Origin of the sequence: Saccharopolyspora sp. NPDC047091, from assembly GCF_040643635.1 — a bacterium.
Classification (GTDB): domain Bacteria; phylum Actinomycetota; class Actinomycetes; order Mycobacteriales; family Pseudonocardiaceae; genus Saccharopolyspora_C.
This window is the reverse complement of record NZ_JBEYUS010000047.1, coordinates 39,423-50,814: the sequence shown is the minus strand read 5'-3', so window position 1 is coordinate 50,814 and position 11,392 is coordinate 39,423. Positions and strand designations below refer to the sequence as shown.

The 11,392-nt window shown below is 62.5% G+C and carries 7 protein-coding genes and 1 pseudogene; 2 read left to right on the top strand and 6 right to left on the bottom strand.

The window, feature by feature from the left end; all coding sequences use genetic code 11:
- Together ABZ805_RS19820 and ABZ805_RS19815 are read left to right on the top strand one after the other, a co-directional pair.
- Window positions 1-471, top strand: a pseudogene (locus ABZ805_RS19820) (5,10-methylene tetrahydromethanopterin reductase); the annotation flags it as partial.
- Window positions 468-1,067 (top strand): FMN reductase, encoded by a 600-nt coding sequence (locus ABZ805_RS19815; RefSeq protein WP_358442167.1) that lies wholly within the window; start codon window positions 468-470, stop codon window positions 1,065-1,067. The pseudogene ABZ805_RS19820 and the gene ABZ805_RS19815, both read left to right, overlap by 4 nt.
- A 127-nt stretch (window positions 1,068-1,194) precedes the next feature.
- Here ABZ805_RS19815 and ABZ805_RS19810 read toward each other — a convergent pair whose 3' ends face one another.
- The 6 genes from ABZ805_RS19810 to ABZ805_RS19785 form a co-directional block, all read right to left on the bottom strand.
- A complete protein-coding gene (locus tag ABZ805_RS19810) occupies window positions 1,195-2,040 on the bottom strand; it encodes a hypothetical protein (RefSeq protein WP_358442164.1) in 846 nt (281 codons plus the stop codon).
- 793 nt (window positions 2,041-2,833) lie between these two features.
- A complete protein-coding gene (locus tag ABZ805_RS19805; protein WP_358442161.1) occupies window positions 2,834-3,574 on the bottom strand; it encodes a SprT family zinc-dependent metalloprotease in 741 nt (246 codons plus the stop codon).
- Window positions 3,561-6,671, bottom strand: a complete 3,111-nt coding sequence (locus ABZ805_RS19800; protein WP_358442159.1) for an HsdR family type I site-specific deoxyribonuclease — start codon at window positions 6,669-6,671, stop codon at window positions 3,561-3,563. Before ABZ805_RS19800 ends, ABZ805_RS19805 begins: the two co-directional genes overlap by 14 nt.
- Window positions 6,668-7,402 carry a TIGR02391 family protein gene (locus tag ABZ805_RS19795; RefSeq protein ID WP_358442156.1) on the bottom strand — a complete coding sequence of 245 codons (735 nt, stop codon included), beginning with the start codon at window positions 7,400-7,402 and terminating at the stop codon, window positions 6,668-6,670. Before ABZ805_RS19795 ends, ABZ805_RS19800 begins: the two co-directional genes overlap by 4 nt.
- The gene (locus tag ABZ805_RS19790) at window positions 7,399-8,610 is read right to left on the bottom strand and encodes a restriction endonuclease subunit S (protein ID WP_358442153.1); all 1,212 of its coding nucleotides are present in this window, start codon (window positions 8,608-8,610) and stop codon (window positions 7,399-7,401) included. Before ABZ805_RS19790 ends, ABZ805_RS19795 begins: the two co-directional genes overlap by 4 nt.
- Complete coding sequence (locus ABZ805_RS19785) at window positions 8,607-11,057, bottom strand: type I restriction-modification system subunit M (RefSeq protein WP_358442150.1); 2,451 nt, start codon at window positions 11,055-11,057, stop codon at window positions 8,607-8,609. The genes ABZ805_RS19790 and ABZ805_RS19785 overlap by 4 nt, the downstream gene beginning before the upstream one ends.
- Window positions 11,058-11,392 lie beyond the last annotated feature (335 nt).

The window sequence follows — 11,392 nt, the reverse complement described above, 5'->3', positions numbered from 1 at the left end:
CCGCAGCACGCCGCCCGGATGGTGCAGTACTACCGGGAACGCTTCGCCCACTACGGCCACGGCACCCCCGAACAAGCGATCGTCGGTCTCGGCGGACAGGTGTTCCTGCGCCGCAACTCCCAGGACGCCGTCCGCGAATTCCGCCCGTACTTCGACCACGCCCCGGTCTACGGCGGCGGCCCGTCGCTGGAGGACTTCTCCGCCCAGACCCCGCTGACCGTCGGTTCCCCGCAGCAGGTCATCGACCGCACCCTCGGCTTCCGCGACTACATCGGCGACTACCAGCGCCAGCTGTTCCTCATCGACCACGCCGGCCTGCCGCTGAAGACGGTCCTGGAGCAACTCGACCTCCTCGGCGAAGAAGTCATCCCCGTCCTCCGCAAGGAATTCGCCGCCCACCGCGGCCCGAACACCCCCGACGCACCCACCCACGAGTCGCGCGCCCAGCGCGCCGAAAGGAGCGGAGCATGACCCGCATCCTGGCGATCTCGGCAGGCCTCTCCCAGCCCTCCTCCACCCGGCTGCTCGCCGACCGGCTCGTCACGGCCACCCGCGGCGAACTCGGCGAGCAGGCGGAGGTCGAGGTGGTGGAGCTGCGCGAGCACGCCCACGACATCACCGACAACCTGCTCACCGGATTCCCCGGCGCGCGCCTGGACGAGGTCCTGCAACGGCTCTACGCCGCCGACGGGCTGATCCTGGTCACCCCGACGTTCAGCGCCTCCTACAGCGGCCTGTTCAAGTCGTTCCTGGACGTCGTCGAACCCGAGTCGCTGCGGGACACACCCGTGCTGCTCGGCGCGACCGGCGGCACCGAACGGCATTCACTGGTCCTGGAACACGCGCTGCGCCCGCTGCTGTCCTACTTCCGCGCGCACGTCGTGCCCACCGGCGTCTACGCGGCAGCCTCCGATTGGGGCGGCGGCACCGAACTCGGGCAGCGCATCACCCGCGCCGCCCGCGAACTCGTCGCCGCGGTGCGCCGACGGCCGGAGCGCGCGGACACCGACCCGTTCGCGAATCCGGTCCCGTTCGAAGAACTCCTCCGCGGCGGCGCGGCGAGCTGAGCAGAACCCCACCGGCCCCCGCCAGGACGTGCTGGCGGGACTCGAACCTGACGGATCGAGCCATCGTCAGCTCCGGCTCCGGTGGGTCACCTCGACGCCCTCGCCCCGGATCGAGACCTGGCCGGCATCAGACGATCCCGTCGAGCGAACGGACCGCCTCGGTCAGCGCCGATCTGGCGACCGCCCAGTCGGTGTCCCGCGGCCAGGTGCTCAGCAGCACGACGACGAAATCGTGGTCCCCGCGGACCAATCCGGTGGTGTGCAGCACGGTGTCGGTCTCGGTCGACCCCCACCCCTGTTTGATCGCCCAGCGGTGTCCGGGCAGACCTCCGGGAATGCCGAAGTGCTGCGGAAATCCGTCCTCCGCGACGCCGGAGGCCTGCCCCATCGCGTCCAGCAGCAGCGTCCGCGTGTCCGCGTCGGCCTCCACCGCCAAGTACCGGTAGACCCGTGCGACATCGCTCGCGCTCATCCGGGTGCTCCCCCACCGCCCGGACGATCGCGGCGGCGCGGTGTCGGTCAGCTCCAGCTTCGCCGCCACGCGACGGACGATGTCCGGACCACCGTTGGCGGTCCACAACCGGCTCGCCACATCGTCATCGCTGGCCGACAGCATCCGCTCGATCTCACCGTCGGCGGTGTCGCCGCCGGAGCGCTCCACCGCGTCGATCGCGATCAGCAGCTTCACCACGGACGCCGTCGGGAAGCCGCTGTCGGCGTCGAGCCGCGCGATCTCCGCGCACGCGTCCAGATCCACCACTTCGACCGACACCGAGGTGCCTTCGGAGAACGACGGCAGGTTCTCCCGGACCGACCGGGCCACGTCGTCCGCCGCGGAACCCCGCGACACACCACCGCTGCACGACGACGACCACTGATCGGAGTTCGCCAGCCCCACGATCCCGCCGACCACGCTCAGGACCACGACCACCACCCCCGCGATCCAGCTGCTCCGCCGCACGTCCCACCCCATGGGTCCCCCTCAGACCAGAGCACGGCCGCCGCGCCCCCTCGCCCGGCGACTCGTGAATCTCCACGTCCGAAGGACGCCCCACCGCGTCGCAGGTTCGCTGGAACGTCGAATGAGCCCGCAATTCCCCCGAATGCAGGCGAAAACCGACCCGGCCACGGGTCAGGTGCCCGGGCAGACCGATCGGTGGATTCCGGCGTGCACGATCACGCGGAGTGCCCTGGCCTCGCGATGCGGCCGCGCCGTCGTCCGCCGCCGCTCGCGCGCTCCGCGCTCGGGATCTCATGCCCAGGTCGACCAGGCCGATCTTGGTTCGAGCTCCGCCGCTGGTCAGGTGGTGGGGCAGGTGGGACTTGAACCCACGGCTGACGGATTATGAGTCGGCCAGCTGTTACCGCTCCGTTGTAAAACAGGGGCTAATCGGGCGTGACGAGTACATCCGAGGGCCGCAGCGGGCATCTCTCGCGGGAGTTCGCACCCAGTCCCGCACCCAGCGATCCGCTTTGGATTCATCTCGCGCTACTTGCCATTGCAATGGTTGTTGTCCTCATGCTGAATTTCCAGCATTAAATTACATGAAGCAGAACACATGCCTTGCAGTGAAGACACCAGCTCAGCCGCCCGCGGCCAACCGAGGGATTAGCTACAAAAATCGAGGTCGCGATGACTTTGACCTCTCCAGAAAGGCAATAAAAACAGCGGAAAAATGGGATCGTCAGTTCACTAAAGGAGGGCACCGCTAAGCTCTTGGAGATAACTGTGACTCGTGATGACGAGGACCAGCGAGTCGCATCTATTACACGCCATTTTCGGCGTTAGACCATTCCTCAGCAGCGAGCGGTTCCTCATTCAGCTGATCACGACGTGCTCGCCAGTCGGGCAGGTAGTGTTCCATTAGCTCGACGAAGCGAGGACCGTGGCTGCACTGGTGGAAGTGGACCAATTCGTGAACGACGATATACTCAAGGCAGCGGGGGTTTTTCTTGGCAAGCTCCGGGTTGAGCCATATGGCACCAGAATGAGAGATGCACGTCCCCCACTTCGTCCTCATGCGGCGGACAACCACCTTGACTTCCTCAACACCGATTACCGGCTGCCACTTGTCGAGAAGTGCTGGTACGGCTGCCTTCAGTTGGCGGCGATACCAGCGATCAAGCGTTGCTCGGCGAGCATCGGCATCAGCCTCCGGTGGAGTGACAACCCAGAGGGTTTGCCCCTTGGCTTCGACGCTGTAGTGGCCGCTTCGACGTGAGACGTCCAGGAGATATCGCTGGCCCCAGACGTAATGCGTCTCGCCTGACTCCATCTCACGCTTGGTCTGGCGATCGGCGTTCTGCAGCTGGTCTCGCTGCCGCTTGATCCACGGCAAGCGCTGGACGATCGCCAGGCGGATCATGTCCAGGTCTGCGTGTTTCGGTGCTGCGACGCGCACTCGGCCCACGGGCGGGTAGACCGAGATGTGCAGGTTCTTGATGTCCTTGTAGACGACGTCGACGTCGAGTCCTGCGACGGTCAGGTAGGCGTTAGCGGTACTCATCGTGTTCCTTCAGAAGTCCGATGAGCCGCTTCAGGTCGTCAGGGGCGAAGCCTTCCGGCAATGCCTTGATCAGTGCCCGCGCTAGGGCGCGCTCCTTCATCGGATTTCCTGCCCAGCCATGCTCCTTCGAGTTCTGGATCACGTCGTGGACATACAAGACGTCAACGTTCGATCTCTCCGGCCAGCCGAAGTCGACGAGCGCCCGACGTGCCGGCGTCCTGACCCACGCTGGGTAGGTGACTGTGGACTCGCCGGTGCCGACCTGCTGGGTCAGGTCGATGAGCTGGTTGAGAAAATCAGCGTACTCGATCGCCTCCTGGTTGCGCTGCTTGATGAGTGCGTCAAGCAGCGCAGACATGCGCTCGTAGTACTTCGGGTTGAGGGCTCGCTCGTCAACGATGGTCTTGCGCACGTTGTTGAGAATGGTCTCGGCAACGGCCTCTGGGCTTTTCCTGATGCCTGGTGGTAGGGCGCCGAGCGCACCGACCCCCTCCTCGGCGATAAGGCGTACAAGACCCTGGTCGAAAGTAGCGACCTGCTCCGCAGGATCGGCTTGGATGTAGGTGTCGAGCAGGGAGCGCATGCCTGCCTCGAACTGCTTCATGTCGATGTTCTCGCCTGCGCCGACTTCGACCTCGTTGCGCACCGCGACGTAGTGCTTGACCTCACCCTTGATGGCCGCAGCTTCGGTCTCGCTATACCCGGCAGCATTCATGTCGTTGGCGAGCACCCCGTAGGCACGTACCAGGGCAGCAACTGACTTATACAGCTCGACCCGCTTCGGCTCACTGGCCTTGATCTGATCCGCGTCACCTGGGAGGGTCGAGACGAAGTAGTGCTGGTAATCAACAGTGTCCTTGGGCGGTGCGACCGGTTCGCAAAGCGCGCGGACATGTTCCAGGGCTTCGTCGAGATCCTTGCGATCCTGCTCCGTGCGGTCCTTCAGCAGACCATCGATGTCGTCCTGTGCGTAACCATCCAGCGCCTCGCCGGTGTAGTCGGTGATTGCTTTTCCGATAGACTTGAACAGGTCCCGGTAATCGACGACGTAACCGTACGTCTTGTCCTCACCGTCCAAGCGATTAACGCGGCAAATGGCCTGGAACAGACCGTGGTTGCGCATGGTCTTGTCGATGTAGAGGTAAGTGGCACTCGGCGCGTCGAAGCCGGTCAGTAGCTTATCGACCACGATGAGCAGGCGCATCTGGCCGGGCTCTTCGATAAAGCGGCGCTTGATCTCCTTCTCGAACTCCTCGACGCGGAGGACTGCCTGGTCCGCGGGCTCGTTGAAGTAGTCGGCGAGCATTTGCCGGTAAATGTCGTACTTACGCAGCTCCTCGTTGTCGCCTTCGCCAGCATCCTCCTTCGAGATCGCCGTCGCGTTCGGCACGTAGCTCGTAACGATGGCGACTTTGCCCTTGAAGCCGGACTGGACGAACAACTCATAGAACTTGCACGCTTGGTAGACGCTTTCGCCGACCAGCATGGCGTTACCACGACCAGAGATGAGACGCGGCTCCCGCTCGAAGTCCATGAGGACGTCCTGCACAATCATCTCGGCGCGCGACTTCGCCGAAACGACCTTCTGCATGCTTCCCCACCGCTTCTTGAGGCGAGCCCTGCTGAGGTCGGTGAGTCCCTTGGTCTTGAGGTCGAACCACTTGTCGATCTGTGGGGCGCCCTTGAGCTCCTGGTCAACGTTGCGCGCTTCGTAGCGCAAATCGAGCACGACGCCATCGCGCACGGCTTCGTCGAACTTGTAGGTGTGGATGAAGCTGCCGAAGGTCTCGATGCTGGTCGTCTTGTCTGCCTTGAGTAGCGGGGTGCCGGTGAAGCCGATGAACATCGCCTCGGGCAGCAGCTCCTTCATCGCGCGGTGCATCTTGCCGCTCTGCGTGCGGTGCGCTTCGTCAACAAACACGAACAGATTGCCCTGCGCACGGAAACCAGCCGGGATCTTGGCTTGCAGCTCACGGATGAACTCTCCGCCAGTCTCGTCGCACTCCTTGTCGTCGTCTCCCCCACGGAACTTGTGGACCAGTGAGCACATGAGCCACGGTGTGCTCTGGTTCAGTTTGGTGATCAAGTCAGAGCCCGACGTCGTGCGGTAGATCTTCTCCTTGACGCCGCCGAACACCTTCTCTATCTGCTCGTCCAGCTCGGTGCGATCGGTAATAATCAGCACCCGGGAATCGGCCTGATGCTCACGGATCCACTTCGCCAGCCAGACCATCGTCAGGCTCTTGCCTGATCCCTGCGTGTGCCAGATGATGCCGCCCTCACGGGAACGCACGCGCCCCTGAGCGGCTTTCACGCCGAAGAACTGGTTGTGGCGAGCGGCCTTCTTGATACCCGAGTCGAAGAGGATGAAGTCGTGGATCAGCTCGAGGAAGCGGCCTTTAGTCGCCATCTGCGTTAGGGCGCGATCGAGCGGGTTGGCGATGCCGGCCCCGATCAGGCTGTCGTCTGACTCCTTCCACTCCAGCCAGTACTTCTCCGGTGTCTCGATCACGCCATAGCGCAGGCCCTCGACGTCGTTACCAGCAAAAAGCAGCTGCACCGTCGTGAAGAACGGGCGCACGAAGTGCTGCTTCTGGTTACCGATGTTCTGGCGAATGCCTTCGCTGACGGTCACGTAGGAGCGCTTCAGCTCTATGACACCGAGGGCGATGCCGTTGACGTAGAGCACCAGGTCGGGACGCTTGGTGTGCTCGCCCTTGATGGTGACTTCCTCGGCCACGACGAAGTGATTCGCCGTCGGGTTGTTCCAGTCGATCAGCCAGACCGTCTCGTAGTTCTCTCCGACATCGCGCTTGACTTTCACGCCGTAGCGGAGCAGGTCGTAGACCTTGCGGTTGGCCTCATAGAGGGACTGACCCCCAGCCAAGGAAACGGCGGTCAGGAGTTGCTGAACAGCGCGTCCGCCCAGCACCTCGTCGATGCCACGGGCAAGGAGGTTCTGGCGCAGCAGTGCCTCGTCGACGTTGGAGCTATCGTAGTCCTCGCGGTTGCCGCCATAGTCGTAGCCAAGCTGGTCGACGAACAGCTTGACGACTCGGTTCTGCGCCTCGCGCTCCTTCTGCCCGACATCACTCATGACGCAGCCTCCACTTCGGCGGTGTCCACCCAGCGCGCGAGCACGCTCAGTGCAGCGAGGTATTCCAGCGCTTCGTGCTCGGCCAGCTCCTGATCTGGCTCATGGGTAAGGGGATTCCTGATGCTCGCAAAGATGCCCTCGGCGAACGATATCGCCGCGCGTGGTACCGACTGGTAGGTATGGCTGCCGTCGTCCTTCATGCAGCGGAATCGTGCCATGCCGGCCTTCGGCTCGTCCATCGAGAAGGCTTGTTTGAAGAGGTCCGTCTCGCTCACATCGCGGCGACCGAGCTTGTTCTGTTTCTCGGAATTCAGTTTCTTAATTGTGCATCCGACGGCTTCGCGAAAATGGCCCGACCGCCAAAGAGACGACGCGCCACTCCAGGTCCACGGGTGGAGCTCTGCAGCCGAGAGTTTGGGAGCATTCTCACCCAGGTTCTCGTCGATCTCTTGCTGCCGCATGAGCTGCTCGCGAGCATGGATCGCAGCCTCGCGGTGGCGACTCCAGCGGTTGTTTGCCAAGGAGTCCGGGACTTCAGAACGCCATCGCGGGATGACGCGGTCAAGGATTCGTTCGACTACCGGCGCTTGCTTGGTGACCTCCGCATCAGGAAATGCGGTGTAATCGGCCGTGGTGATGAACACCGCGCCGTCAGACGAGCTACTTCCGTTGCGCATCACCGTAATTTTGATGACCGTGTCTAGTTCCGCGATCGCCCACTCAGTGTTCATGAGGCAGCCTCCGCGGGCAAGCGCGTGCGGCCAGTGAATAGTTCCCGCATCATGCCAGTCTTGACGGCGCGAGCGGATTCGAGCCGCCGCTCGAGGGCAGCGAGCTCCGCGTCTGCATCTGCCAGGACAGCGACAATCGCTGCTTGCTCATCTGAGCTTGGCAGGTGCACACGGACCCTTCCAAGAGAGCCGCCGTTCGTCAGCGCTCGAGTCGTGTAGGACGCCGTCGCAACAACCTGCCGACGTACGGATGGCAGTTGGAACTGGTAGGCGAGAAATGTTGTATTGACGGGTGCGATTGGGCGGCCACGGAGGACAAATCCGCTGAAAACAGCATCCCGGACATCGTCGACGAGAACAGCGGTAGTTCCGATCTCGTCAACGCTCTCAGACGTTCGAGTGAAGAACATGTCACCCCGACGTGCCGAGAATCGAGATACCTCATCGCGGCTTAAGCTCACAAGTCCTTTGACCCGGTCAGCAGTGATCACGGGCGCTCGCATCACGTCCATGAAGTTGACGATCGGCGTTCCATGCCCGAAGAACTGGCTGGCCTTGTTCAGACCGTTCTTGAACTCCAACAGGTCAGACACGGGTCGTTCAATCCAGGCCTCGCTGTAGCCTGGGAGGCGGATCCGACCGGTGAGGATCTCCTCCATCATGGCCCTCTTGACGTCACGCTTCTTGGCAATCAGCAGTTCGAGCGCTCCACACTGCGATTCCGCGTCCGTGATCGCCTCACGCATCCGGATCTGCTCGTCCTTAGATGGAACCCACAGCTTCAAACGCTTCAGCCGAGGGGTGTCAAGTACTCCAGTTCCACTACCGGCAGAACTGACCAGCCCTCGAATAACGTCAGCGCGCGCTTGAAGTGAGTAGACCAGAAACTCCGGGTCTACCCCAGAAGACGGGATAAGCGCCTTCACATCCTGATTGAAGGCAAGTGGTCGAGTGGCAGTTCCGACGCGTACTTCGCGGTGAAGGGCCATACCGCGCACCAGGATAAGCGTCGCGCCTTCCGGCGCAAGCTTGCTGCCTGCAGCCACTCCGGCTCTCGTCAAGTGCTGGTCCGAGTCACTCAGCCGAGTCTGCTTCAGTGTGAACGCCGAGATCCATGGGATGTCACCGTTCCAATAGCTCTCGATGACTCGGGACGGTGTCCCACCAGATAGCCAGGTAGTGATCTTCCCAAGTTCTATTGTGTTCACGCCTTGACCCCCATGTCGACAAGGTGCTGGGCAACCTTAGCGCTGAGCACATCCATAGCGTCATCCAGTTCGTCCACAGTTGACTCGTAGCGGTCGGCAAGCACACGCAGACGGCCGATTAGCGCCTGCCCGAGTGCTGTGACCTCTGCGCCGATTCGACTGCGGATCGTCCCGCCCCACTTGTCATCGATGACCAGCGCCTGGATGTTCTCGGTCGTGAGTTTGCCGTAGTGCGCGAGCGCCTGCTCGTGGAGCTTTATAGTGGCGTCCTTGACGGCTTTCTTAGCGGCAGCCTCAGCGGCGAACAGCCTGATGACATGGTTGAGCGCCTCGATCTCATCGGCCTCGGCTTCCTCGGCCTTCGCGTCCTTGATGCGATCTTTAGCGATCTTGGCTGAGACTTTGCCCTCTTCGTCTGCCGCATCCCAGAGCAGGCCATCCTCAACGACGTGCTCCGCGAGATATTCGTCGATGACCTGCTCAGCAGCCTCATGCTCGACAACCAGGTCGTCGAGCTTCACCTTCTCCTCAGGGAAGAACCGAGCGATGACGTACTCCGGCGGGATAAGGTCCATGACCCAACGCTTGGCATTCGCGCCGGTCCCGAACACAAAGTGGGAGTCCTCGTACTTGGTCTTGTTGTTCTTGTCCTTCCAGGTGCGAGCGGCACGCGGCTTGGCAGCAACGTCCCAGCCTTCACCGACGATGAGAGCGACGTCGTCGTGCATTGAGGCGTTCCAGTAGCTCATGAGCTGCTCGTACACGGCGTACTCGTCGATGAGCGGTCGTACACGGAAGGCTTCCAGGAGAGCCTCGGACACGCCTTCGATCAGGTCGTTCGGTCGGGTCGTGCTGGTGATGTCGACCAGCAGCTTGCGGTGCGCAGCCCACCACTTGGCAACGGCGTCTGCCGTCTCCGCCGCGAAGGACTGGTACTCGCTCGAGCCAATAATGGTCGCCTGTATATCAGCCTTGTCGACGGCCAGCTGCGAGTAGCCGTCGCGCAGCGGCGTGAACAGTTCGCCGCGCAAACTCGGGAAGGCATCCCAATACGGCTGCAGTGCGTCGAGGTCACGGTTCGGGACCCCGCCCTGCATATGAGCGTGCAGGTCTTGGGTGTCCTCAGGCTCCGAGCTGTCGATGTAGCGCGGGATATTGAGGTTGTAGTCGTTCTTCGGGTCGGTGATCTCGCTCAGCGGCACGAAGCGCGAGAACCGCTCGATCTCCTTCTGGTTGACGAAGGCGTCGACGATCTTGTGCATGTCGCGCGGGCGAAGGCGGTTCTTGGAGCCGTCCTTCTCGAAGCCCTTGGAGGCGTCGATCATGAAGATGCCAGTTCGGCCTGCGGCGTCTTTCTTGTCGAGCACGATGAGACAGGCAGGGATACCGGTGCCGTAGAAGAGGTTGGCTGGCAGGCCGATGATCGCCTTGATCAGACCGCGCTTGATCAGCTCCTGGCGGATCTGCCCCTCAACGTTGCCCCGGAAGAGCACACCGTGCGGCAAGACGACAACGCCCTTGCCGGTGGACTTGAGCGACTTGACCATGTGGAGCAGGAACGCGTAGTCGCCGTTCTTGTCCGGCGGCGTGGCGAAGCCGTCGAAACGGCCGTAGTCATTCTCGACACCGTTCTTCCAGGTCTTCACGGAGAAGGGCGGATTGGCGACCAGGTAGTCGAACGTGGCCAGTCGGTCGTTCTGGCGGAATTTCGGGTCGGTCAGAGTGTTGCCCTGCACGATCTCGTGGGTCTCGTTTCCGTGCAAGATCATGTTCATGCGAGCCAAAGCCCACGTCGCGTTGTCGTTCTCCTGGCCGTAGATCGTCAGGCCGTTCGGGGCGGCGCCCGCCACCTTGATGAGCAGCGACCCAGAGCCGCACGTCGGGTCGTACACGGTGGTCGACTTCGGTGTGCCAGCCGGGATCTGGAGCAGCTGTGCCATGACCCGAGAGACTTCGGCAGGCGTATAGAACTGCCCCTTGCTCTTGCCCGACTGCGTGGCGAAGTGACGCATCAGGTACTCGTAGGCGTCGCCGAGAAGATCGTCGCCCTCAGCCTTCGAGCCCGAAAAATCCATGTCCTGGAAGATGCCGATCAGGTTCGACACCTTGTCCTGGAGATCCTTGCCAGAACCGAGCTTGGTCGGGTCGTCGAAGTCAGCGTTGTTGATGACGCCTTGGAGGTCGTTCGCCTCCGCAAGCTTGCGGATGGCAACGTTGACCTTCTCGCCGACGTCTGGCCGGCCCTTGAGGGTCGTCAGGTAGTCGAAGGAACCATCCTCCGGCACCTCAATGAGTGCGTACTGATCAGCCTTGGCCTTGTCTGACACGTACTTCACGAACAGCAGCGTCAGGACGTAGTCCTTGTACTGGCTCGCGTCCATGCTGCCACGCAGCTCGTCAGCACTGCTCCACAGGGAGCTGTACAGGTCTGACTTCTTCAGCGCCAACGCCACTACTCCAAGCCCTCGTGCGCGCCCACGTGGCGCTGCCTCCATCGTGCCGTTGTGGAGGTGACGCCAGCGGCACCTCCGAACGTTCCGACTCTATCGAGGACGACCGACGCTTGTGGGCGACCCGCGCGAAGGCGCGCCAACAACGTCTGCGGCTATCTGGCTGCCGGGCGGAGGACGGCCACTCGCCGTTGTTGACCGACCTGATCGATGCAGCGAGCGTTCGCGCGTGGTCGGCATGCTGCCGGAGTGAGCGGCTCTCGCCCTCTGTGGCTAACGCCACCACAAGATCGACAAATAGGGACGTTTCTGCACGAGTGAAGGTGCGGTCG

Excerpts from the sequence above, each read along its gene's own strand:
- ABZ805_RS19795 (WP_358442156.1), bottom strand. The coding sequence starts at position 7,402 with ATGAACACTGAGTGGGCGATCGCGGAACTAGACACGGTCATCAAAATT.
- ABZ805_RS19815 (WP_358442167.1), top strand. The coding sequence starts at position 468 with ATGACCCGCATCCTGGCGATCTCGGCAGGCCTCTCCCAGCCCTCCTCC.
- ABZ805_RS19810 (WP_358442164.1), bottom strand. The coding sequence starts at position 2,040 with ATGGGGTGGGACGTGCGGCGGAGCAGCTGGATCGCGGGGGTGGTGGTC.
- ABZ805_RS19805 (WP_358442161.1), bottom strand. The coding sequence starts at position 3,574 with ATGAGTACCGCTAACGCCTACCTGACCGTCGCAGGACTCGACGTCGAC.
- ABZ805_RS19800 (WP_358442159.1), bottom strand. The coding sequence starts at position 6,671 with ATGAGTGATGTCGGGCAGAAGGAGCGCGAGGCGCAGAACCGAGTCGTC.